Here is a 21939-nt window from a genome sequence, read left to right as displayed (position 1 = left end):
GTTAATTAGATACGATGTAAATATAGCTTATCTTAAAATTTGTACTTTCGTTTTATGCAGAAATTGTTAGTGGTCGTCATCTTTTTAACGATGGTTTTAGGGTGCAAAAAAGAAGCTAAAGAAACGAATGGCGATGAGAATGAATTGGTATTTTTTTCTTTTCAGAATATGCCAAGAACTCAAGAGGTGAATGCTGAAGCTGAAGAGATTTTGAATAATTGGAAAGAGTTTCAAGCGCTTCAAAGTAGTTTTAATGTCATGAATAAAGCTTCTAACAACGAAGACTTGGCTCTTGCCATTGATGATCTTTTGGAAAAAGAAAAGTCCCTTCGGGAAGGAGACTACCCTGAAGCGTTTGACAAACCGCAAATAAAAAGCAGGCAGCGGGTTTTAAGAACGTATCTTCTAAAAATAAAATCAAGTATTGCCGATCGCACCGATGTAAACGAACCTATGAAACAGATGTTGGAAGCTAACAATGCGTGGCGAGCGCAATTCAATGTTCTTGTAAACAATAAATTAGACCTTAAATTGATATTAGATGAGCAATAAAATTATAATGCTATTTGTGTTTTTCGTTACGTTAGGGGTTTTTGCTCAGCAAAACGAAATAACAACGATCAAAAATGTTTTGGATGCGTGGCACAAAGCCGCATCTGATGCTGATTTTGATACTTACTTTGAGCTGATGACCGAGGACGGGGTGTTTTTAGGTACCGATGCAACCGAAAATTGGCAAAACAAAGAATTCAGAAACTTTTCAAAACCCTATTTTAATAAGGGGAAAGCCTGGAGTTTTGCTGCGGTTGAGCGCAATGTATATCTCGATGAGGCCAAAAATTTGGCTTGGTTTGATGAATTGTTGGACACCCAAATGAAGTTATGTCGAGGTTCGGGTGTTCTTAAAAAAGTAAAAGGGGAATGGAAAATAGCGCACTATGTGTTGTCCATTGCCGTACCCAATGAAAATGTTGGAGACCTGATTGCATTAAAGAAAGTTTCGGATAGCCTTTTGACCACTAAGCTCAAAGAAAAATATAAGAATTAAAAAGAGGCTTTTCAAGCCCCTTTTTAATTCTTGATTCTTTAATTTTTCGCTGCCTCGGGGTCATTTTTTTTGGACACCAAAGCCTGTTTGCTCAAACTTGCCAAATTAAAATTAGGGTCAATTTTAAGAGCCTCATCCATGAGCCCAATCGCTTCATCAATCTTGGTTTTGTCATTATTGAATACCAGTAGGCCCTTCAGATGTTGAAAAGCTGCTTTTAATGAAGCTTCGTAAGGCTGTTGACGCTCGTAAAAAGCATGTTTCATGTCATCTTTAGCATTAGCCAATCCATATTCAATGTTGGTCGCAGCTCCAGCAGTATCGCCGGTCAATATTTTTAAATCAGCTAGCTCATAGGCCAAATAAGCATTCGGATTGCGCTGAAATAAAATTTCAAATTGTTCTATGGCCCTTTTTGGTTGGTTTAAGGTTTTTAAAGAAACTGCCTTTACTTGAACGGCAATATCCGAGCTGTTTGGATTATTTTCGATTCCTACGGTATTTAGGGCTTGCAAATGTTGACCATTGTTCATATATGCATATGAAAGGGTGTCACGTCTTTCTTGAGAAGGTGCAATTACATTTAAATGGGTCAGTGCATTGATGACGCCATTAATATCACCTTGTAAGCGCATTTCTTTATAAAATGCTTCGTAGTGTGCTTGCATTTCACTTTTTGACTGGCCGAATGATGATGCTCCGGTTATCAAAATCACCAGTAAAACTATTTTTTTCATTTTCATTTTCGTTTAGAAGTGGCGCAAAACTATAAAAATTTAGTATAGTATATTGTTAAACTCGTTCTAAAGCATTGAAAGCATAGCGTTAAACTAAAAAAGGTGCCCAAGGCACTTTTTATAAGTATATAGTTTTTTTAATTTTAATAGGATGCCAATTGATAGTTACCTCGGCTGGAGAAATCGCGAATTAGTTTTGCATAAAAAGCAAGGCTTTTAGTGTCTTTTTCTATACATGACCTCAAAAACATATGCAAATTTTTAAAAAACAGGTTGGTGTGCAAAGTCTTTAAATTTATATTGGCAGTTTTTGGGTCATAAGCAGTATCATCAACAATGATATTCATTTTTACCCGATGCCTATGATAATCAATTTTTGCATCTGAAGCATTGTAATATTTCTTGATAATTGCCTCGTGGAAATCTTGAACTTTTTTGGTCATTTTTCCTTTAGCACTACTTCTGGCAATAATTTTTTCAATTTCCATTAAAATTCTACCCTTTAATCTTGAATTTTCCATAACTACATTTTTGAATGATGAATCAAAGGTATGTATTTCGTCGATAAACCCTTTATTTTCAATGGTTTAATTAACATAAATTAGTCTTAATTGTTGTGAAAAAACACTTTTCTGTGGTGTGTTAAGATACTATCGATGTAAGTAATTGGTGACTTTTAACATAAAAAGTCTGACATTCAATAGCTTTTTTTACAATTTTCTCTTTTGAATTTAAAAATTGAGGGGGAGTCAATTGTCTTTTTATTGCTTCTTCAGTATAATAGTTTTTTTTGGTGGGGTGATAAGGATAAACGCCATTAAAAACCAAACCCCAATAGTTATGTTGCAAAATGGTTTCTATCATTAATATACAATCATTAAGATGTATCAAGTTTATGAGTTCTTCTCCGTTTTTTAAACCAGTTTTACCTTTTAAATAATTTATGGGATGTCGATTTGGACCGATCAAACCTCCAAAACGTATAATGGTAGTGCTAAAAGTTTGATTGCTTTTTAATTTCTGTTCTACCATCAGAAGTTGTTTGCCCGATTCGGTAATCGGCTCAGGAATTGTTTCTTCCGTTATCTCGCCTTCAACATTACCATAGACAGAGGTGCTACTTACAAAAAGGAGATGTTTAACTTTTGACTTATTAAGACAATCCAGTAGTTTTTCCATTCGTTTGACAAAACTTCCGGTAGTTGTTTTTCGTAAACCTGGAGGAATGTTAATGATTAAAACTTCTAAATCCATTAGAAAATTTTGAATATCACCTTCTACTTTCTTTTGAGTCAAAGTAATTTGATAGGGAACAATCCCCTTCATTTTTAGAAACTCAAGCTTATGTTCTGAAGTTGTTGTGCCCTTAATGCTATTTCCTTTTGCGATTAAGCTCTTTGCCAAAGGTGTTCCTAACCAGCCACAACCGAGAATTCCGATACTCTTACTCAAACGTCAGTTTTTTAATAATTAGAGTAGCATCATTTAAAACAAATGGCATAGGAATACTATTTTTTGGACGCTTCGGAACTGAAAACTGGTTATTGGTCAATAAGTCATTTGCAGCTTCATAAAGCGTAAGTTCTAATTTCTTGTCTTTGGCCAACTCAAGTTCTATTTCAGTATAATCATTATTACTTATGTAATGGGTTATCAATTTGCCATTTCTGCGATTTTGAAGATAAAAATCTGATAGCTCAATGCCATTAACAGTGGCTTTGTTAATATTGATATCATTTGTAAAAACTTCCAATCTATTGACGTTTCTTTTTGGAGTGATGCATAATGAGATCATACGATTTTCATTAACGATGGTATCTCTTGTTATAATAGTTTCAGGTTCTGGCAATGGTTTTGTTGGAGCATCTGAAGTATAAGTAAAACCTGTACTGTATTTACTGCTTATAGTTTTGTTGGTGCTATCATCTTGAGTTGAATTTTCTGTTTCAACCAAGTATTGCGAATTCCACCCGATCAAAACATTATCATAGGTTGCCCAATTTGCCTTTTTGGCATCGGCGTCATAAACATATAACAGACTACTCGGTTTGGGGCGTTCATCTGAAAAGTCTGAATTAATATGCGCACTGATGCTCACTACGACGTAAAATAAAATGGTGATGATACCAAATCGCATTTTATGTTTTGATAATCCAAATAAGGGTAGTAAGTAAAAGTATAATAGCGTTACAAAAACAGTTGATGCGACCATCATTTTAAGCCCTAAACCGACTGGGAACATCTTGATAAAGGGAGCATACATAAAAATTGCTGGTAGTGCTAAGAACAAAAGTAGAAATGAGCTCGGCTTTTCTTGGTTTATAGTGACCAAAAAAGCAGCTAATAAACCAAATAAAGGAACTACAAAAAAGCTTGCACCTTGCAGATATACCGAAACTAAGCCACAAATTACCAACCATAAAAAAATTGGCGCCACTAGAAGGTTAGGGGTTGATACTTTGCGAAATCTATTGTAAACAAAGAAGCAAACTGAAAGTGCAAATAATGCAAAAGCTAAAATATAAGAATGGCCATTATAGGTGAAACCATGGAGCATATCTTTATAACCAGGGTACCACCATTTCAAAGCTGACCAACTAAACCAGCCAAATGTGCTATTAATTAGCAGGACAAGAAGTAACGGTGCAAAACCTTTACCTAATGATTTTAAATCAAGAGCTTTCTTTTTTAAACCGACTCCTACAAGTATAATGAACAGCAGAACTGCCAGTCCGAACATGGGCCAAATCCATTCGAATGGGTAGGAAACCAGTTTAAAAAATGGAATATTGAAGTATACATGGTCATTCAAACTTTTTAAGTTATCAAGACTATTTTCACTAAAATGGTCCAAAAGGGGCATTAAATAACTGCCTTGATGGGCCAAAGTCTTACGGTCAAGGCGCTCATAAGTATCTAAGGCCGTGTGATAATCAAAGTGGTCATCTATAAAGGCAAAATTAAAACCTTCAATATCACCATCTTCCCTAAAGACTGTCAAATCAGTGTCATTGGGGAGCATTTTATATATACTATAAGCCAATGAATTTGCAACAGGATAATCGGGGTTGGCCTTAACGAACTCCTCAATCAACTTACTGTTACCACGATTGGTCTCAATAAGCATATAACTAGGACCGCCACTACCACGAGCTTCAAAGTTTAAAACTAAACCTATATTTTTTGCTAAAGGATGTTTTTTTACAAAAAGATCTGCTCCATTTAACCCTAACTCTTCCGAATCGGTAATTAAAATAATAATATCATTTTTTGGAGTTTTATTCTGGGCTAAAAATGCGCTGACCCCTTCTAAAATAGTAGCTACCCCACTACCAGCATCGCTAGCACCAAACGATGAATGCGGACTACTGTCATAGTGCGAAATTAAGACCAATGATTTACCTGATTCTTTTCCTTTTATTTTTGCAATGATATTGGTGGCCTTGCTCAAATTGCCCCAGTCACCAGCTGTATAGCCTTCTTGGATACTAGTTTGGAGCCCCATCTTATTTAACTCACCAATAATATAGGCAGCTGTTCTTTCATGACCTATAAAACCTACGGCATGTGGCTCTGCAGATATATTTTTAACATGTTCTAGTGCGCGGTCAACGGAAAAAGAAGCAGTAGCTACCTCTTGACCGGTTTTATAAGAGGGCATGAGCGATTTAAAACTCCAATAGACTGCAAGAGCGACAAGAAAAAGAGCGATGGTACGTGATAGATTCATAGTGATTTTAGTTGGCTCATAAATGTATAAAATTATAAGGGGTTCGCATCTTTAAGCCCTAAAAATTAGATAATTCATTAAAATTCATTATATTAGGTAACCAACCCTTAATAATATAAGCGATATGGGAATCAAGAGTTTTCAAGGGGCCAGAGCGAAGGTCGATTCAAAGAAAGATTATGATGCGCCGATTTTGGTTTCTGATTACATGACAAAAAAATTGGTCAAGTTTGCTCCAGATCAATCCATTTTAGAGGTTATGGAAGCTTTTGCTAAATATAAGATTTCCGGTGGCCCCGTAATGGATAATAATGGATTTTTAGTGGGAATTATTTCTGAAGCTGATTGTATGAAACAGATTTCGGAAAGCCGTTATTTTAATCAACCTATTCTAGATAAAAGTGTAGAGCGATTTATGACCAAAAATGTAGAAACCATTCCTCATGATATGAGCATATTTGATGCAGCTGGTGTTTTTGATAGACATAATAGAAGGAGATTGCCCGTAATGAAAGATGATATTTTAGTCGGTCAAATAAGCCGTAAAGATATTGTGGTAGCAGCTTTAAAGCTTAGTGGGCAGAATTGGAAATAGCTCACTCTCGCTTTACTATCATACAATAGTCATTATCTAAAGGAAGATACCCTAGGTCATAAACAAAATAATAGGTGCTTCCTTTTTTTGTGGTGTACAAATTCGTAATATATTCAAAGTCAAACCCCTTGTCCATCAATCGAGTTTTGGTAGTTCTTGTTTTGCCTTCTTTTAATTCAAAACTATCCAAAATGCGATAGTTCTTTCGTAAACGGTTATTGATGTTTCTTACTAAATTCTTACTGTCTTTGTTAAGTTTATTATTGTAGGCATTACGACAATAATCGGAACAGAATTTTTTATCCGCTCGGCCTTTGATTTCAGTTTCGCATTCTAAACATTCCTTCACGTACTAGCTCTTTTATAATTGAAGACTACTTCATTGGTAGTGCCATCTTCGTTGCTAATCAAACCATAAATATTGATTTCATTCTCATTTACACTTTCAAAAGTAAACCCGTCAAAATAGACTCGATTATCTTTTGCTTTGATGAACTTGAATTGCTGTACTTCATCTTTTTCTTCCCAACCATGTAAATTCGTATCAAAATGTTTGAGCTCAAAACTAAGGCTGTTTTCCAGCTCACGAATATGACCAACTTCATAAAAGTTCACCTTACCATCAGTCATATGTCGAAAAACGAACATTATGGATCCATTAACTGCAGGGCTCCATATTTCTTCAGTAGCACCACCAAAAGCAGTACCTGTCCAATGCCCTTCCATAAAGGATACCAGTTCTATTTTTGCTTCTAATGGTTCTTGACCTTTACTTAGTTGTAACGTATTTTGACCAGTCGCTAATAGAAAATTGAATAGTGCTAAAAATGATAGTGCTTTCATGATAAGAGTTTAAGTAAAGACGAAAACAAACACATATATTGGACTTATTCTATGACAATATCGTGTTTTTTCAATAACCCAATTAATTCTTCTTTACTAAATCGAGCTTTTTTTAGCGTGTTTACTTCAGGATTAATATTAAAATTGAACGCCTTAGAGAGGTTGACCTTGCTCAGATTGGTATTTTCAAAAACAGTATTGTCTAAATTGCAATCCGTGAAATTTGCCTCGGTCAAATCTGTATGGGTAAAGTCTGCCTGACTTAAATTTGAACCTGAAAAATCTGTTTTGTGCAGTGTCAATCCATAAAATACGGCAAGTGTTAAATTGCACTTGTCAAATTGTATTGTCATTAATGCCGGGTCGGATTTGTCAAAGGCGACACCTACTAATTTACATGACTCAAAGAATACATTGTTCCAAAGTGTATAGGCAACATTGGTATTGCTCAGATCACATTCTCGAAATGTACAATCCACAAAATTCTGATTGTCTAAAAACCCATTTTGAAATTGGCAGCCCTCAAAAACACATTCTTCATAAACTGCCCTTGCTAATGGGTTTTGCGTAAAATCTTCATTTTTAAAATGCTTATCTGCCACAAATGGCTTGCTCATTATTCCTCATTTAAAATTAAAGCAGGTAAGTTTAAAGCTTTAAAAATCTCACTGTATTCATTCATCTCTTTCCCTACGATGTCCTTTTTTTCATTCTTAAATACAGACCAATCGCCCAACAAGTCTTTAAGCCGTTCTTTTGCGCCACTGGTAACTTTGGGCTCGGAGACATCAACAAAACCTTTTAGATGAAGTAAATCGGCATTTAATTGATTGTTGAAATTAATGACATCTTGAAATGTCTTTTGTTTCGGCTGAATTAAATTTTCTTCCCAAATAGTAATGCGTTTTTCTAAAGCTTCTCCTTTTTCCAATAGTTCTTTTGCTGCATCATTGTGCTTAAGCAACTTTTGATAATTTTTTAATTGCTTTTTTGCAGAACGCATTTGGTTGACCGCATGATGCATTTCTATTACCGTAGCATCAATTTTTTGTAAAACTTCTTGTTGCTCGGCATAGTCAGCTGTAGTTGCTTCAATTTTTGGGTTTGCCAGTACCGCAGCAGTTGTCTCTACCATTTCATTCTCTAAGGTCAATCTTAGGGTATATGTGCCGGGTCCTACTCGATGCCCTGCGGAATTTCCAAATACAAATACCTTTTCTATGCTTGGCAGCGATTTAGTTCTGAAATTCCAAGTAAAACGGTTATAGCCTTTTTTGGAGGGAAGTACTGATGGTTTTGAAGGTCCTCCAGGCCATGATTTAAAACCTTTTGGTTTTTGGTTGGTATAGCTACGTATTACTGTGCCATTTTGTAAAACCTCTAATTTTAGTTCGGTGGAATCTAATTTCTTTGGAAGATAATAATCTACGGTCACACCAGATTTCGGATTTTGCCCTAAACCAGGTACAGGTTTGTCTTGACTACCTCCAAAAATGCGATAACTGGGTTTAGGTTGTACGAGTTTCAATTTTTGTGAAGTGTCAAAACTGTTTTGAATAGCCCCTAAATCATCTAAAATCCAGAACGAACGACCCGCCGTGGCAACCACTAAATCATTGTCTTGAATGGTCAAATCATTAATAGGAACTAGCGGCAGATTCAGCTGGAATTTCTGCCAGTTTTGTCCGTCATCCAAAGAGATGTAAAGTCCGGTTTCGGTGCCAGCATATAATAATCCTTTTTTCTTTTTATCCTCTCGAACGGCACGAACAAAAGTGTGTTTGTCCGTAATGCCATTTGTGATTTTAGACCACGTTTGTCCATAATCTGTAGTTTTGAAAACATAAGGTTTTAAATCCATTGATTTATAGCGCATTACTGCTATATATGCTGTAGCTGGATCATGTGGAGAAACTTCTATACTGTTAACAATGCCATTTCCAATATTTGGCGGTGAAATATTCTGCCAATTGGCACCGCCATCTTTCGTGATATGCAGTAAACCGTCGTCACTACCGGAATAAAGTACGCCCTGCTCATGCGGTGATTCCACTAAATACATTAAGGTATTGTAATTTTCACCACCTGCTGCTTCGTTCGTAAATGGCCCACCACCTGGGCCTTGCTTATCTTCTTCATTTCTGGTTAAATCAGGACTCACTACTTCCCAACTATGGCCGCCGTCAGTTGTTTTAAAAACTACATTGCCAGCATGATAAATGGTATTTCGGTCATGTGGTGAACTGATAATTGGTGCGTTCCAGTTATAGCGGTATTTAAAATCTTTAGGCACTTTACCTAGACCAAGTTCAGGATATTCTTTTATAGGCTTCCCTTCATGAGAAGCTTTCACCCATTTTTCAATAATACCCTGATAACAACCTCCGTAAACAACTTCTGGATTATCAGGGTCAAAAGCCAAATAGGCACTTTCACATCCTGCAACCGAATACCAATCTTTCCAATCAATACCGCCATCATTTGTTCTACTGGCAATGGCAATTGCAGAATTATCTTGTTGACCTCCATATAAATTATAGGGTACGAGGTTATCCGTAATTACTCGATAAAATTGCGATGTAGCCTGATTCTGTTGGGTGCTCCAGCTTTTACCTCCATTGTTGGAAATATTAGCACCGCCATCATTGGAATTAATCATTTTTGAATTGTCCTTGGGGTTGATCCACAAATGATGATTGTCACCATGCGGAGTGGGTAAGGGCTTAAAAGACTTTCCTCCATCGATAGATTTAGTTACAGGCGCATTAAGTACGTAAACCACATTTTCATCTTGAGGGTCAGCAAATATTTCCATGTAGTACCATGAACGTGCGATATTTATACGGTCTTTATTGACCTGCGTCCATTTTTTGCCTGCATCATCACTTCGGTAAACACCACCTTTAGTTCCCTCGGCTTCAATAACTGCAAAAACGAGTTCTGGATTTGCCCTTGATACGGAAATACCAGCTTTTCCGAATTCCTTTGGTAGGCCTTCTTTTAATTGCTTCCAAGTATCCCCTCCATCTGTAGATTTATAGATTCCCGAAGATGGGCCGCCAGATTCCATAGTCCAAGGATAACGTCTGTGTTGCCACATCGCGGCATAGAGAATAAGAGGATTGTTCATATCCATTGATAGGGAAGAAGCTCCTGTATTCTCATCTACAAAAAGTACCCTTTCCCAGTTTGCTCCACCATCTAAAGAACGGTAAACACCTCTCTGTTGCGAAGGTCCGTATTGAGCCCCTTGTGCTGATACAAAAATAATATCAGGATTGTTAGGGTCAATAATCACATCAGAAATGTGTCTTGATTCGTCAAGACCAATATGCTTCCAAGTTTTACCAGCATCTGTTGATTTGTAAATGCCATCACCCATTGAGGTCATTACCCCTCGAGCCGCATGTTCTCCCATTCCGACAATTACGATGTTAGGGTTGCTTTCAGCTACGGCAATAGCACCAACAGTACCTGTATTCAATTGGCCGTCAGAAATATTTTTCCAAGTAATTCCATCATCGGTAGTTTTATAGATTCCACCACCAACAGAACCCATATAATAGGTCATGGGTTGTCCAACCACGCCGGTAGAGGTTACACTTCGACCACCACGAAATGGCCCAATATTTCTCCATTTGAGTCCTGAATACAGAGAATCATTTAAAACTATGGAAGGAGTGGTGGTTTGTTTTTTTCTGCGCTGCGCGGAATTGTTAAGCGGAATAATAAATAAAATTAGGAACAGAAGTCTTAAAGTTTTCATGTGGTTGGAATTAGTCTTTTGAAAGATACAAAAGCAGGTTGATAAGATTAAAATAATGTTAAAACTTATTTTTTATTTGGAACAATCGTTCTGTTATTAATATGTTTGTATCGGAATGAACGTTCCAAAATAAAAAACAAGAAAATCTAAAATAAAAAACATGAAAAAATTAGAAAACAAAGTCGCCATAATTACAGGAGCAACCAGCGGAATGGGTTTGCAAACTGCTAAGCGTTATTTAGCAGAAGGAGCAAAAGTGGTTTTAACTGGAAGAAGCCAAGAAAAATTGGATGCTCTAAAATCTGAATTAGAAGGGGATTACCTTTTAGTAAAGGCAGAGGCAAGTAGTATCAACGATAGTGAAAGGTTAATCAATACGACGGTCGATGCCTTTGGTAAAATTGATGTTCTCTTCTTGAACGCAGGAATTTTTAGAGTTGAAACTATCGATGGATTGACGGAAGAATTATTTGATGAAGTACATAACATTAATGTAAGAGGACCACTTTTTACGGTAAAAGCTGCATATAATCATTTGAATGAAGGAGCTAGCATAATTTTCAATACTTCGGTAACCAATGTGAAAGGTTTTGGCGGAATGGCAGCCTACGCATCTAGCAAAGCGGCCCTGCGTTCATTAACGAGAACTTTGGCTGCAGAATTTGGCCCTAAGGGTATTCGCGTAAACGCAATCTCCCCAGGGCCTATTGATACCCCAATTTATGGTAAGCACAACGTACCACAAGAAAATATTGACCAAATGGCAGCTAGTTTCCCTTCTTTGGTAAGCTTGGGGCGTTTTGGTAATCCTGATGAGGTAGCCAGTACTGCATTGTTTTTGGCATCTTCAGATAGTAGTTATATTACAGGTGCTGAGATTCCCGTTGACGGCGGATTTGCACAAGTATAATTTTTTTGAATAAATTTGGAACAAGTATTCCAATATGCCACGTACAAAACAATTTGATGAAAAAGAAGTATTGAACAAAGCTATGGAGCTCTTTTGGCAAAAAGGGTTCCATGCTACTTCAATGCAAGATTTGGTTTCTCACTTAGGGATTAATAGAGCAAGCTTATATGACACTTTTGGTGGTAAAGATGCACTTTTTGAATCCGCTTTTTCATTGTATAGAGAAACTAATGGGGATATCATTCAGCATTTATTTGAGACAGAACGTTCGGTCAAAGAGGGATTCAGAAAACTATTTCAAAAAGCCATAGATGAATCTATGCAAGACGATTGCAAAAAAGGCTGTTTTGTAGTGAATACGACTACAGAGCTGATACCTGGTGATGAAAAAATACAAAAGATTCTTTTAGAGAATAAGATAAAAACTGAAAACCTATTTACGGCTTTTGTTCAAAAAGGCATTCGAAACGGTGAAATAAAAACGAATAAAAATGCCGATGAAATAGGCTTGATGCTATTTGCTTTATTCAATGGCATTCGCGTTTTGGCAAAAGTAGATGCCGACCCTGAAAAACTTTATAGTATTATGAATTCAGGTCTTTCTGTATTAGATTAACCCGTAGTGCGTAAAATTTGTATCGAGAATAAGAATTTTAATCTCTAAAATAGTTCTCGATACGATTTTTTATCAAAAAATCACTCGAACTGACATATTGGAAACTTCTTTCATTTAAAATGCAACGGTTTAAATTAATCTATTCTGAAATCTTAAACTTTACATTAACTGTGCTTTCCACACGAATTTTTTCAAAGCTGATATCTAAGGGCTCAGGTTCTGCAACATCCATAGCCATTGCCTTCATTTCCATTCTTGGTTGGTTGTACCTTGGATAATAAGGTTGTGAATTATCTACAATGTGAATGGCCATGCCTACTTCTTGCCCTAAAGGTTTGGTGAGGGCATTTGCTTTAAGCTTTGCTTTTTTCGCTGCCCTTGATTTTAAAGTGAGTTCTAATTCATCCATTTTAGAATACTCCGTTTTTTCCAAGTAGGTATTGGCAATATCCAAATCTTCTAAAGCCGCCATTACTTTTCCTGCGGTTAAACCGTCATAAACCAATAATGAATACTGCTTGCTTTTTAAAACTTCTTTAGAACGCAGAAAATACTTTTTATAGTTGCTTGCCAAATCTTTTATGGTCAATTGTTTGTCGATAGCTATACCTAAACTTTTTAGGCGCTGTGCCATTTTGTTCTCTTGTTCTTCAACAGATTTTTTGCCCTTTGAATCTTTTTCTTGAATGGTGATGTTCAAATAAATTTTATCTGGCGTTACTAGCGTATCAACTTTGGCAGAAGTTTCTAAATAGGGGATATCTAAAAAGTTTTTTGATTGCGACAGGGCGTTTGTTGTACATGCTAATATTAAACCTAGGGTAAATATTTTATTCATAATTTCTGTTTTAATCGAAAGGAAGCAAATCTGGTGCCAAATATGTTTTTTTGGCATATTCAGAATGATAGATATCAAAGCCATAATGCATGGCCATTAAGTCTTTGAAATTATATAGTAACCTTGGAAATTCTTCAATAAAATTCTTAAAATTAGTTGACTTGGACTTTAGCTTAAAGTGGTAGACCGCCTTTAACGCTGCAACCGTCAATGTTTGATTAAATTTATCTTGCTCATCAAGTGAATGAACATATTTTTTTAAATAAAAAGAAGTTTTTTTAACAGCAGTTTCTATACCAAATCTATTGATATTTAACCATGCCAGTCTCAAATGAGCTTGATGGTCAAAAAACTCAGGTTTAAGAGTAGCTGTTTCAAGTTGAATCAAAAATTCATTATCCGTTAGAGAAAAGTGCGATTTCATATTAACCCTTAAATTCTATTTTTTTATGTGTACCATCACAATAGGGTTTATTATCAGAAGCACCACAACGACAAAATGCGGTAGAAGGTTTTTTGGTTTCAGAGGTGCCATCGGCAAGTGTGACTTTTAGAAGTCCACTCACTAAAAGCGGACCGTTTTCGATTACGGTACATTCTGTTCCAGCTTTTTCTTCAACACTTTCTTCACCTACCATGCTATACGTAAGTGCTGCCGAAGGACATTTTTCTATTTGTGCTTTTAAAGCTTCAACAGAAGCATTTTCTGCCTTTATCCAAGGTTTGGCGTTTGGATTGTAAACTTCTGGCAATGTTTTAACGCAAATTTCAGAATGGATGCACTTTTTAGGCTTCCAGATGACGGTGAAGTCACCATTCTTGTATTCTTTAACGATTTCTCTTTCCATATTAGGCGATATTTATTCCTTTTAAAACTAGTGATGTCCACTCTGGATGGCGTTTGATATACATGGCTACAAAAGGACACATTGGAACCAAGGTCAACTCTTTTTGTTTGATGTCTTCCAATACCAACTTTACTAAAGTTGAGCCGATGCCTTTTCCTTCCAATTCAGTAGGGACTTCAGTATGGGTCAAATAAATTTTGTCCTGTGCTTTGATATATTCAATTCTTGGTATAAGTGAATCAATGTGCAGTTCATACTGTTTATTTGCTTGATTATCAAAAAGTGTGTGTTCCATAGACCATAATAGACTTGCCTAAAGTTACTTTATTTTTTAAAATCAATCCTTATGGTTTGAGGTGTTATCAAAGTTCCATACTGGCAATAATGGTAATTAGGTATTCAGCCATTTTTTAAAATCACTTGTTTTAGGTCTACTGACAATAAATTCTTGGTCTCGAGGATTTAAAATAGAAAGCTTAACCCGATGGTTAAAATAGGGGTTTATTTTTTCAATGGCCTTTTTTGTGATTAATTGACTACGATTAATTTTAAAAAATTGTCTAGGATCCAGTGTGCCAAATAAATAATCTAAAGATTCATCAATAATATATCTTTTGGTAGTGGTTACTCCAAAAGTGATACTTTCTTGAGAATAAAAATATAAAAAGTCGGAAATTTTAGCTTGCACAAAGCCACTACCTTCCTTAACCAACAAGCCTTCTCTTTTGGCAGGTTCTTGCATACTAGTTAAAAGTTGTTTTAAAACAGAGGGAGCTACCAATGCGGAATTACTAGATTTAGTGAATTTGTTTAACGCGTTGTTTAATTCTTCTATTTGAATTGGCTTTAATAAATAGTCCACACTATTTACTTTAAATGCTTGAATGGCATATTGATCAAAGGCGGTTGTAAAGATTATTGGCGCTTCTACATCTATCTTCTGGAAGACCTCAAAACTTAATCCATCGGCCAATTGGATGTCCATAAATATTAAATCAGGATTTTTATTTTTTTGAAACCAGATTACGGCATCTTCTACGGTATCAATAATGCCTAATAATTGATAATCAAAGCTACATGCTTTCAGCATGTTTTGTAATTGACTTGCTGCACGTGATTCATCTTCAATTATGAGTATCTCCATGGTAATTTTTTTGATCAGATAATTTTAGCAATGGAAGAGAAACCCTAAACTGGTTTTTTTCATTTCTTATTTCAATTGATTTTCCTGCAATTAAATGATATCGCTTTTCAATATTCCTCAGTCCAACTTTTGTCGATGGTATTTGTGTAGATTTTGATTGAATCTTATTAGAAACGACTAAATAATTATTTTCTACTTCCACAAGTATTCTTAAAGGTTTTGCTTTAGAAATAACATTATGTTTTATGGCATTTTCCAGTAAAAGTTGTAGACTCATAGGAACGATCATGCTGTCTAATGAGGTATTAGGAATAATCCATTTCATTTTGAGATTTTGCCCAAATCGCTCGGACTGGATATGGATGTATGATTTTGCAAATTTTAATTCATCTTTTAACGAAGTGAGATTAACGCTTCCAGATTCCAATATAAATCGATAAACATCGGATAATTTATCCACGAATTCTTTCGCATCTTCTTTTGGGTTTTGATCAATTATATCTCGTAAAGTGTTCAGTGTATTGAATAAAAAGTGCGGTTGTGCTTGATTCTTCAGTGCATCGAGCTCTGCCTGCACAACCGCTTGCTTTGCTTGTTCTTCTTCTCTGATTGATTTCTTTAAACGTATATAATAGTAGATGGCTTCATAAATTGCCATAGTCATAGTACTAATGATTATAATTGGCAAGAGCACCTGAGGAGAACTTTGAACATTAAGGTCCTCAAATATGATGGACAAGATTCTATTTCCAATAAAGTCCACAATGAGTACTGTACCGACAATTGTTAAAAACAATAGGACGAGTCGCTTTCCAATATCGCTAATGTTAGGGTATTTTTTTCGCAGTAGTATAATTACGGTTCTTATAATAAGCCAGTCACAGATGGTGAAAAATAGGGATACGCTCCAAATGATTACGGCTTCACTAAAAGGGAAACGGAAAAATGAATTATTAAAAAGAAAGTCGGTAACAAAACTGAGAAATAAAATTCCAACTGCAGCGAACCAAAAATCATTAAAACCTAAATATTTTATTCGTTTTTCCCTATTAAAAAACATGCTTAGTTTAAAGTTGAATTAATGCTATTCCTTGCTTTGCTTGATAGAATGTGTGCCCAATCCATCCAGCATATAATAGACCAAAAACGGTTACTGCAATTAGTTGATTTCTAGTATTTGTATTCCATTTTTTAGATACCCAAAAGGCAAATAAAGGAATTACTTGTATTGCATGCAATCCAAAAAAGTGCGCCACCCTTAAATCGCCAGCAGTTGTACTCCAGTTAACTAATGGTAATCCTGCTCCGCCATCTGCAACACCTACATTATGCGCCATTTGACTAATCATTTGCCCACCAATCCAACTGCCAATTACTACAATTATCCATCCTAGTAAAATTGCCCACTGTACCGTTTTACTTGTATCTAATTTTAATCGTATCGTTTCGAAGATAAACAATACCATAATGACCACATTAATTGCAATTAAAATACCCATGGCTGCAAAGAGTATCCCGTCAAATGGGTTAGAGATGTTGTAATGTGATTGCACACCTCTCGCTGCTTGATAAATTATAATTACAATTTCTATTAATAATGTAATTGAAACTATTATAGTGATGATATTTTTCTTTCTTTTTGAAAAAGGATAAAGCGTAGTGAGAAAACCCAGAGTTAGAATGTATATACCACCAGAGATTGAAAATTTCAATGGTTTAATCCAAACATTTATTCCCAGAAGGATTCTGTCATCGATTGCTAAACCAATTAGGCAGATGATAGCAAAGATGAAATGGATTATCACAACCCAATAGAGTATTGGACTAGACTTTTTTATGGTGTTGAATACTTGATTTAAAGTTTTCATTTTTGATTTTGTTTAATTGTTTTGATTAACATGAAGGCTAAAAACCCAACCGGACCTAACATAAAAGTTCCAAATAGGCATGGTGCCATTAATAATTGATGAATTTTTAATTCTTTGTTTTGGTCTAACATCCACATACCAACTAAAAGGTCAAAAGCTAGATAATGTACCCAGCCTGCCAAGACCGCATTTTCTTCGGTAAATAATGCCATTACAGATGCGAGACTGCCAAAATCCATTCCTCCACCTATACGCATCGCTAGAAAAATATAGACAGCATACACTAATGCCAAGAGAATGGGGATTATTTTATAATCTATTAAGAAACGTGTTACTTTCCATTTAGGAAGTAAAATCATAAGCAGCCACATGGGCATGGCAATCATATTTGCTAAAGAAAAAATTTCAGTTGGTGACATAGGTTGTTTTTTAAGAATTACTCAAATATGCCATTGTTGGGTTAAAAATGAAATTACTTTAGGCTAAACCATCGTTAATTGTCTTTGAATTGTAATACATGTATATAGATGCCCTCTGTGGGGGAATTATATGCTCATTTAAACGACTACAAACGATAACAAACGAAAATAAACAGTTCCTAACCGAATCTTTTTTCAACTCAGAAGTATGTTTGCCCTGTCGAATCATGGTGGTTCGATAGTATTAACTGTTTAACGAAAAATTAAAAAGATGAACGCATTAAAAAACAAAGTACAGTTGATTGGTAATCTTGGGCAAGACCCAGAAATTGTAACCATGGATAATGGTAACAAGTTGGCAAAATTTTCAATTGCCACCAGTGAAAACTATAAAAACGCCCAAGGCGAAAAGGTTGAAGATGTGCAATGGCATAATATAGTTGCCTGGGGTAAAACTGCAGATATCGTAGAGAACTATTTGACCAAAGGGAAGCAAGTGGCGGTCGAAGGTAAATTGACCCATCGCTCATACGAAACCAAAGAGGGTGATAAACGATATATTACCGAAATAAGATGTAATGAACTTTTGATGTTGGGGAAGTAAAAAAGCACAACGCTAAACGATTAAAAGGGGCTTTTTGCCCCTTTTTTTAGTGATTTTAATTTTTTAACAAGAACTTAATATGAAACAGGTAACAATTAACAACTTAATTCGTCAATTGTTATGTAATTATTAAGATGCAAAGGCTTTCGTTACATATTTGTTTGTTGATGGTGCTTATTCCCATATTGGGATTGGCCCAGATAGGTATTGCCGGGAATACGAAAAGCTTTTACGCTGAATTAGGGCAACGTGATGCTTTGAATGAACAGCAATTGGTTATGGTCAGTGATGATGATTATAAAGACTTTTGGAAAGACCAAACTCATTTTGAGTCTCTTTTGGCAGCACAAAATCCAGAAGGATATCAGATTTATTTGAACTCAAAAGGTTTTGCATATCGATTGCACCAAAAAATTTGTACAACTGCATGTGAGCATTCAGAATATTATTTAAACAAGGCTGCTTTTTATGCCATTAATGGACAAGAAGATATTGAAGTGGTATATGCTTCAAAAATAAAAAAGCCTCAAATCAAAGATTGAGGCTATATTTTTAGGCTACTTTTTTTAGTAAGTCATAACAAGGGCAGCGTCCACATCTTTTACTTTCACTTTTCTTATATTTTTTACAGCACTTGGTTTTACAGCCTTTAGGAACCAACTCTTTTAATTGTGCCGCCTTCTTTTTACTACTACTTTTTTTGCCCATTACTTAAAAGTGAATGGCACAAAAATATATTATTTTAAATTAATCTAAATAAGATTAATTGTTAAAATTACTCTGTCATGGTATCTGAAGCCGCGCTTTCTACTGTCAATTGTTGGATATCTCTATCGAATAGGTACAATCCGCCTTTATCATCACCAATAAGATTGATCTTATCCAAAACCGTTCGTGCCAAGGCTTCTTCTTCTAATTGTTCTGCCACATACCATTGTAAAAAGTTATGTGTGGCATAATCTTTTTCTTCTAAGGTGACGTGTACCAACTCATTAATACTTTGCGATACAAATACCTCGTGGTCATATAGTTTTTGTAGCATTTTTGGGAGGCTTCCAAATTCTGTCTCCGGTGCTTTCAATTCAGAAACAATGGCATGTCCGCCTCGCTCATTCACGTATTTGACCAGTTTGAGCATATGCATGCGCTCTTCATCGGAATGACCATACATAAATCCTGCTACACCTTCTAAACCTTTTACTTCTGCCCAACAGGCCATGGAAAGGTAAACTTGTGAAGATTCGGCTTCTATTCGTATTTGTTCGTTCAGTGCTTTTTCGAGTTTCTTTGATAGCATTTGTGTTATTTTTTAACAAAGTTACGAAATCTAAGTGCCTACTTTTCTCGGGCTTTGCTAAGCGGATAAATTTGGAAATGGTTTAAATAAACTTTAGAATTCTGTCAGAAAAAGATTTGTTGTGCTAATCTGAACGTATTGGCGTGTGCTTCAACAATGACTTTTATTTCTGGCGAATAACCCCCACCCATACTACATTGTACAGGCAAGTTCAAATCTTTACAAGTTTGAAGTACATAACGATCTCTTTCATGACAACCTTCTAAGGTCATCCCAAGCGTACCTAATTTATCGGTAGACAAAATATCGACCCCACATAGATAGAAGATAAAATCTGGTCTTTCCTTTTCAATAAGTTGAGGTAGTGTTTCTTTTAAAATAGAAAGATAGGTGTCATCATCTGTACTTTTTTGAAGAGGAATATCTAAATCTGAAACCTCTTTTTTAAAAGGATAGTTGGAAGCCCCGTGCATGGAAAAGGTAAATACCGTTTCATCGTTTTTAAAAATTTCCGCTGTACCATTACCCTGATGGACATCTAAATCCACGATAAGAATTTTTTTTGCCAATCGATTTTTCTGCAAATATCGCGCGCCAATGGCCTGGTCGTTCAACATACAAAAAGCTTCTCCTCTATTAGAATAGGCATGATGTGTTCCTCCTGCTATATTCATGGCGATACCTTTTTGTAAGGCAAATTCGCAAGCTTTAATGGTGCCATCTGCAATAATTCGTTCACGCTCGACAAGTTCTTTTGAAAGCGGAAACCCTATTTTACGAGCTGAACTTGGTTTGATTTCTAGGTTTTTAAGTTGCTCATAGTACGTTTTTTCATGAACATTTAAGATATGACCCTCATTGGGTAGGGTAGGTTCGAAAAAATTGCTGTTATCACAGGTGCCTTCATATAATAATTGTTGTGGGAGCAGGTCATACTTAACCATTGGAAAGCGATGCCCTTTCGGTAAGGGATGTTTATAAATAGGATGGTATGCGATTTTTAGCATTCGCTAAACTACAAACATTGAAACTCATCTAAAATCTTAATTGTGGAAGATATCCTTTAAGGACTTGTTTAAAAGTCTGCTGTTTTATCGGCTTCGTCATAACCTCATTGCAACCGGCAGCCAATATTTCGTCTGTTTCTGATTGCATAATAAAAGCGGATTGGGCAATTATCGGAATTGTTTCATCTGTTTTTCTGATTTCAATTGTGGCTTCAATTCCATTTAGATATGGCATTTTTATATCCATAAGGATTAAATCTATATTTTCTGATTTGCACATTTTTAAAACCTCATTGCCATTAGATGCGTGTAGAAGGTTGCAATACTTGCCTAACCACATTTCTAAGAGAAAAAAATTCACTTCTTCATCTTCCGCGACCAAGATTGTGGGCTTTTCTTGGACTGTTGCTTCAGGTTCACATGGTAAATAAGGAATTGTAAAATAAAAACTGCTGCCTCTGTTCACTTCGGATTCTAGCCACATTTCTCCACCAAAAAGAGCTACGAACCCATTGGCTATTGGAATACCAAGTCCACTACCACTATTGATTTTAGTTTTTTGATTACTTGCCTGGCCAAAACGTTCAAAAATTAGTTCTTGATCTTTTTCTGGAATACCACTACCTGTGTCCTTAACAAAAAATTCCAAATATTCACCTTTCAATTCATATCCAAAAATGATTTCGCCATTTTCAGTGTACTTGTATGCATTTTCTAAAAGATTTGAAATTATCTGTTCTAATCGAGCTGTATCAGTTTCTATACAAGAATTATCATTGTCAAAAGCTTTATGACAATTAAGCGTGTTTGTAGATTCTTTTTTGACAATAGTAAATTGAGAATATAAACTATCAATAAGTTCATTGACACAATGCGCTTTTAAATTTAGTTGTTGTTGATTTGATTCTAGCTTTGAAATATCCAAAATATCGGAAATAATAGTTAGTAACCGATTACCAGAGTTTTTGATATGATCTAAACATTTGATTTGGTCTTGAGGGTCTAGGTTTTTGTCTTCTAGTAATTCTGAACAACCCAAAATAGCATTTAATGGAGTTCGGATTTCATGTGACATGTTCGCAAGGAATGTAGATTTCAACTTTTCACTTTCTTCTATATTCTTATATGCCCTTTCTAATTCTACTTTTTGGGTAATATCTTTAAATAACATCATAAACTCACCAGATTTGTCCGAATAAGCTGTTGAATAATAATGGCGATTGGTCTGTTGGTTATAACCAGTGGTAGATTGCGTTTTTTGGGTCAACGCTACCCTTCCATAAAAATCAATCCATGATTTTTCTGCGGTAGGCATAATTTCAAGAATAGTCTTTCCTTCACAAAGTTCGGCAGTAAGACCCGTATGTTTTTCAAAAGCAGGGTTAACACTTAAAAAGCGATAGTCAATGGGTTGACCCTGATTGTTAAGAATGATTTCACAATGTGCCAATCCTTCGGACATAATGCCGGTCAATGATTTTAAATGTTGTTTTTGGTTATTATAAGTTTCGATCAACTCATTTAATACGCGTTTTGGTATATCATTTACATCAGAAGATGTACTTAGATTATCAAAAACTTGTTGAGTCTCAAAAATTGAATCCATGTCAAATCAATTATGGAATAAGAAATTTATTCAAGGTAGAAAAAAACTTACTAATATACCGTC

Annotated in this window: 26 protein-coding genes; 7 read left to right on the top strand and 19 right to left on the bottom strand. The window is 35.5% G+C overall.

Features of this window, described 5'->3' with window-relative positions; genetic code table 11:
• The first annotated feature begins 54 nt into the window (after positions 1-54).
• Both RM706_RS02715 and RM706_RS02710 read left to right on the top strand, forming a co-directional pair.
• Positions 55-552: a hypothetical protein gene (locus RM706_RS02715; RefSeq protein WP_311349485.1), complete on the top strand. Its 498-nt coding sequence runs from the start codon at positions 55-57 to the stop codon at positions 550-552.
• Positions 542-1048 carry a nuclear transport factor 2 family protein gene (locus RM706_RS02710; protein ID WP_311349484.1) on the top strand — a complete coding sequence of 169 codons (507 nt, stop codon included), beginning with the start codon at positions 542-544 and terminating at the stop codon, positions 1046-1048. The genes RM706_RS02715 and RM706_RS02710 overlap by 11 nt, the downstream gene beginning before the upstream one ends.
• A gap of 38 nt (positions 1049-1086) precedes the next feature.
• Here RM706_RS02710 and RM706_RS02705 read toward each other — a convergent pair whose 3' ends face one another.
• The 4 genes from RM706_RS02705 to RM706_RS02690 all read right to left on the bottom strand — a co-directional run bounded on the left by RM706_RS02705 (position 1087) and on the right by RM706_RS02690 (position 5515).
• Positions 1087-1785, bottom strand: a complete 699-nt coding sequence (locus RM706_RS02705; protein WP_311349483.1) for a tetratricopeptide repeat protein — start codon at positions 1783-1785, stop codon at positions 1087-1089.
• A gap of 143 nt (positions 1786-1928) precedes the next feature.
• Positions 1929-2306 carry a hypothetical protein gene (locus RM706_RS02700; RefSeq protein WP_311349482.1) on the bottom strand — a complete coding sequence of 126 codons (378 nt, stop codon included), beginning with the start codon at positions 2304-2306 and terminating at the stop codon, positions 1929-1931.
• Positions 2307-2427: 121 nt separating this feature from the next.
• Positions 2428-3237, bottom strand: coding sequence for an NAD-dependent epimerase/dehydratase family protein (locus RM706_RS02695; protein WP_311349481.1), 810 nt, complete (start codon positions 3235-3237; stop codon positions 2428-2430).
• Complete coding sequence (locus RM706_RS02690; protein ID WP_311349480.1) at positions 3230-5515, bottom strand: M28 family peptidase; 2286 nt, start codon at positions 5513-5515, stop codon at positions 3230-3232. The genes RM706_RS02695 and RM706_RS02690 overlap by 8 nt, the downstream gene beginning before the upstream one ends.
• Positions 5516-5639: 124 nt before the next feature.
• Here RM706_RS02690 and RM706_RS02685 point away from each other — a divergent pair, with 124 nt between their 5' ends.
• Positions 5640-6110 carry a CBS domain-containing protein gene (locus RM706_RS02685; protein ID WP_311349479.1) on the top strand — a complete coding sequence of 157 codons (471 nt, stop codon included), beginning with the start codon at positions 5640-5642 and terminating at the stop codon, positions 6108-6110.
• A gap of 1 nt (position 6111) precedes the next feature.
• Here the strand turns inward: RM706_RS02685 and RM706_RS02680 are convergent, their stop codons facing one another.
• The 4 genes from RM706_RS02680 to RM706_RS02665 are packed head-to-tail and all read right to left on the bottom strand — an operon-like array spanning position 6112 to position 10719.
• Positions 6112-6459 carry a hypothetical protein gene (locus tag RM706_RS02680; RefSeq protein ID WP_311349478.1) on the bottom strand — a complete coding sequence of 116 codons (348 nt, stop codon included), beginning with the start codon at positions 6457-6459 and terminating at the stop codon, positions 6112-6114.
• Positions 6456-6953: a DUF6265 family protein gene (locus tag RM706_RS02675; RefSeq protein ID WP_311349477.1), complete on the bottom strand. Its 498-nt coding sequence runs from the start codon at positions 6951-6953 to the stop codon at positions 6456-6458. The genes RM706_RS02680 and RM706_RS02675 overlap by 4 nt, the downstream gene beginning before the upstream one ends.
• A 44-nt stretch (positions 6954-6997) precedes the next feature.
• The gene (locus RM706_RS02670; RefSeq protein WP_311349476.1) at positions 6998-7570 is read right to left on the bottom strand and encodes a pentapeptide repeat-containing protein; all 573 of its coding nucleotides are present in this window, start codon (positions 7568-7570) and stop codon (positions 6998-7000) included.
• Positions 7570-10719, bottom strand: a complete 3150-nt coding sequence (locus RM706_RS02665; RefSeq protein ID WP_311349475.1) for a VPS10 domain-containing protein — start codon at positions 10717-10719, stop codon at positions 7570-7572. The genes RM706_RS02670 and RM706_RS02665 overlap by 1 nt, the downstream gene beginning before the upstream one ends.
• 160 nt (positions 10720-10879) lie before the next feature.
• Here RM706_RS02665 and RM706_RS02660 point away from each other — a divergent pair, with 160 nt between their 5' ends.
• Together RM706_RS02660 and RM706_RS02655 are read left to right on the top strand one after the other, a co-directional pair.
• A complete protein-coding gene (locus RM706_RS02660) occupies positions 10880-11629 on the top strand; it encodes an SDR family NAD(P)-dependent oxidoreductase (protein ID WP_311349474.1) in 750 nt (249 codons plus the stop codon).
• Positions 11630-11663: 34 nt separating this feature from the next.
• A complete protein-coding gene (locus tag RM706_RS02655; protein WP_311349473.1) occupies positions 11664-12245 on the top strand; it encodes a TetR/AcrR family transcriptional regulator in 582 nt (193 codons plus the stop codon).
• A 139-nt stretch (positions 12246-12384) separates the two neighbouring features.
• On the opposite strand, the gene RM706_RS02650 is transcribed toward RM706_RS02655, so the two are convergent.
• The 8 genes from RM706_RS02650 to RM706_RS02615 form a co-directional block, all read right to left on the bottom strand.
• On the bottom strand, positions 12385-13083 hold the full coding sequence (locus RM706_RS02650; RefSeq protein ID WP_311349472.1) for an SIMPL domain-containing protein: 699 nt from the start codon (positions 13081-13083) through the stop codon (positions 12385-12387).
• 10 nt (positions 13084-13093) lie between these two features.
• Positions 13094-13507 (bottom strand): hypothetical protein, encoded by a 414-nt coding sequence (locus tag RM706_RS02645; protein ID WP_311349471.1) that lies wholly within the window; start codon positions 13505-13507, stop codon positions 13094-13096.
• A gap of 1 nt (position 13508) precedes the next feature.
• Positions 13509-13931, bottom strand: a complete 423-nt coding sequence (locus RM706_RS02640) for a (4Fe-4S)-binding protein (protein WP_311349470.1) — start codon at positions 13929-13931, stop codon at positions 13509-13511.
• 1 nt (position 13932) lies between these two features.
• Positions 13933-14226, bottom strand: coding sequence for a GNAT family N-acetyltransferase (locus RM706_RS02635; protein WP_311349469.1), 294 nt, complete (start codon positions 14224-14226; stop codon positions 13933-13935).
• Positions 14227-14322: 96 nt separating this feature from the next.
• A complete protein-coding gene (locus RM706_RS02630) occupies positions 14323-15075 on the bottom strand; it encodes a LytR/AlgR family response regulator transcription factor (protein WP_311349468.1) in 753 nt (250 codons plus the stop codon).
• A complete protein-coding gene (locus RM706_RS02625) occupies positions 15056-16135 on the bottom strand; it encodes a sensor histidine kinase (RefSeq protein ID WP_311349467.1) in 1080 nt (359 codons plus the stop codon). The genes RM706_RS02630 and RM706_RS02625 overlap by 20 nt, the downstream gene beginning before the upstream one ends.
• A gap of 7 nt (positions 16136-16142) precedes the next feature.
• On the bottom strand, positions 16143-16943 hold the full coding sequence (locus RM706_RS02620; protein WP_311349466.1) for a hypothetical protein: 801 nt from the start codon (positions 16941-16943) through the stop codon (positions 16143-16145).
• The gene (locus tag RM706_RS02615; RefSeq protein WP_311349465.1) at positions 16940-17362 is read right to left on the bottom strand and encodes an ABA4-like family protein; all 423 of its coding nucleotides are present in this window, start codon (positions 17360-17362) and stop codon (positions 16940-16942) included. The genes RM706_RS02620 and RM706_RS02615 overlap by 4 nt, the downstream gene beginning before the upstream one ends.
• Before the next feature lie 271 nt (positions 17363-17633).
• Here RM706_RS02615 and RM706_RS02610 point away from each other — a divergent pair, with 271 nt between their 5' ends.
• Positions 17634-17966: a single-stranded DNA-binding protein gene (locus RM706_RS02610; protein WP_311349464.1), complete on the top strand. Its 333-nt coding sequence runs from the start codon at positions 17634-17636 to the stop codon at positions 17964-17966.
• 167 nt (positions 17967-18133) lie between these two features.
• Positions 18134-18508, top strand: coding sequence for a hypothetical protein (locus RM706_RS02605; protein WP_311349463.1), 375 nt, complete (start codon positions 18134-18136; stop codon positions 18506-18508).
• Positions 18509-18741: 233 nt separating this feature from the next.
• Here RM706_RS02605 and RM706_RS02600 read toward each other — a convergent pair whose 3' ends face one another.
• The 3 genes from RM706_RS02600 to RM706_RS02590 form a co-directional block, all read right to left on the bottom strand.
• Positions 18742-19263 (bottom strand): ferritin, encoded by a 522-nt coding sequence (locus tag RM706_RS02600; protein ID WP_311349462.1) that lies wholly within the window; start codon positions 19261-19263, stop codon positions 18742-18744.
• A gap of 104 nt (positions 19264-19367) precedes the next feature.
• The gene (locus RM706_RS02595; protein ID WP_311349461.1) at positions 19368-20270 is read right to left on the bottom strand and encodes a histone deacetylase family protein; all 903 of its coding nucleotides are present in this window, start codon (positions 20268-20270) and stop codon (positions 19368-19370) included.
• A gap of 28 nt (positions 20271-20298) precedes the next feature.
• Positions 20299-21876 (bottom strand): ATP-binding protein, encoded by a 1578-nt coding sequence (locus RM706_RS02590; protein ID WP_311349460.1) that lies wholly within the window; start codon positions 21874-21876, stop codon positions 20299-20301.
• Between the last annotated feature and the right edge of the window lie 63 nt (positions 21877-21939).

It is taken from the genome of Croceitalea rosinachiae, assembly GCF_031846445.1.
Classification (GTDB): Bacteria; Bacteroidota; Bacteroidia; order Flavobacteriales; family Flavobacteriaceae; genus Croceitalea; species Croceitalea rosinachiae.
The sequence above is the reverse complement of the archived record's forward strand: the minus strand, read 5'-3'. Positions and strand labels throughout refer to the sequence as shown.

What these genes read in the sequence shown, in the direction of transcription:
- RM706_RS02715 (WP_311349485.1), top strand. Translation starts at nt 55, where the DNA reads ATGCAGAAATTGTTAGTGGTCGTCATCTTTTTAACGATGGTTTTAGGG.
- RM706_RS02710 (WP_311349484.1), top strand. Translation starts at nt 542, where the DNA reads ATGAGCAATAAAATTATAATGCTATTTGTGTTTTTCGTTACGTTAGGG.
- RM706_RS02705 (WP_311349483.1), bottom strand. Translation starts at nt 1,785, where the DNA reads ATGAAAAAAATAGTTTTACTGGTGATTTTGATAACCGGAGCATCATCA.
- RM706_RS02700 (WP_311349482.1), bottom strand. Translation starts at nt 2,306, where the DNA reads ATGGAAAATTCAAGATTAAAGGGTAGAATTTTAATGGAAATTGAAAAA.
- RM706_RS02690 (WP_311349480.1), bottom strand. Translation starts at nt 5,515, where the DNA reads ATGAATCTATCACGTACCATCGCTCTTTTTCTTGTCGCTCTTGCAGTC.
- RM706_RS02685 (WP_311349479.1), top strand. Translation starts at nt 5,640, where the DNA reads ATGGGAATCAAGAGTTTTCAAGGGGCCAGAGCGAAGGTCGATTCAAAG.
- RM706_RS02675 (WP_311349477.1), bottom strand. Translation starts at nt 6,953, where the DNA reads ATGAAAGCACTATCATTTTTAGCACTATTCAATTTTCTATTAGCGACT.
- RM706_RS02670 (WP_311349476.1), bottom strand. Translation starts at nt 7,570, where the DNA reads ATGAGCAAGCCATTTGTGGCAGATAAGCATTTTAAAAATGAAGATTTT.
- RM706_RS02665 (WP_311349475.1), bottom strand. Translation starts at nt 10,719, where the DNA reads ATGAAAACTTTAAGACTTCTGTTCCTAATTTTATTTATTATTCCGCTT.
- RM706_RS02660 (WP_311349474.1), top strand. Translation starts at nt 10,880, where the DNA reads ATGAAAAAATTAGAAAACAAAGTCGCCATAATTACAGGAGCAACCAGC.
- RM706_RS02655 (WP_311349473.1), top strand. Translation starts at nt 11,664, where the DNA reads ATGCCACGTACAAAACAATTTGATGAAAAAGAAGTATTGAACAAAGCT.
- RM706_RS02650 (WP_311349472.1), bottom strand. Translation starts at nt 13,083, where the DNA reads ATGAATAAAATATTTACCCTAGGTTTAATATTAGCATGTACAACAAAC.
- RM706_RS02645 (WP_311349471.1), bottom strand. Translation starts at nt 13,507, where the DNA reads ATGAAATCGCACTTTTCTCTAACGGATAATGAATTTTTGATTCAACTT.
- RM706_RS02640 (WP_311349470.1), bottom strand. Translation starts at nt 13,931, where the DNA reads ATGGAAAGAGAAATCGTTAAAGAATACAAGAATGGTGACTTCACCGTC.
- RM706_RS02635 (WP_311349469.1), bottom strand. Translation starts at nt 14,226, where the DNA reads ATGGAACACACACTTTTTGATAATCAAGCAAATAAACAGTATGAACTG.
- RM706_RS02630 (WP_311349468.1), bottom strand. Translation starts at nt 15,075, where the DNA reads ATGGAGATACTCATAATTGAAGATGAATCACGTGCAGCAAGTCAATTA.
- RM706_RS02625 (WP_311349467.1), bottom strand. Translation starts at nt 16,135, where the DNA reads ATGTTTTTTAATAGGGAAAAACGAATAAAATATTTAGGTTTTAATGAT.
- RM706_RS02620 (WP_311349466.1), bottom strand. Translation starts at nt 16,943, where the DNA reads ATGAAAACTTTAAATCAAGTATTCAACACCATAAAAAAGTCTAGTCCA.
- RM706_RS02615 (WP_311349465.1), bottom strand. Translation starts at nt 17,362, where the DNA reads ATGTCACCAACTGAAATTTTTTCTTTAGCAAATATGATTGCCATGCCC.
- RM706_RS02610 (WP_311349464.1), top strand. Translation starts at nt 17,634, where the DNA reads ATGAACGCATTAAAAAACAAAGTACAGTTGATTGGTAATCTTGGGCAA.
- RM706_RS02605 (WP_311349463.1), top strand. Translation starts at nt 18,134, where the DNA reads ATGGTGCTTATTCCCATATTGGGATTGGCCCAGATAGGTATTGCCGGG.
- RM706_RS02600 (WP_311349462.1), bottom strand. Translation starts at nt 19,263, where the DNA reads ATGCTATCAAAGAAACTCGAAAAAGCACTGAACGAACAAATACGAATA.
- RM706_RS02595 (WP_311349461.1), bottom strand. Translation starts at nt 20,270, where the DNA reads ATGCTAAAAATCGCATACCATCCTATTTATAAACATCCCTTACCGAAA.
- RM706_RS02590 (WP_311349460.1), bottom strand. Translation starts at nt 21,876, where the DNA reads ATGGATTCAATTTTTGAGACTCAACAAGTTTTTGATAATCTAAGTACA.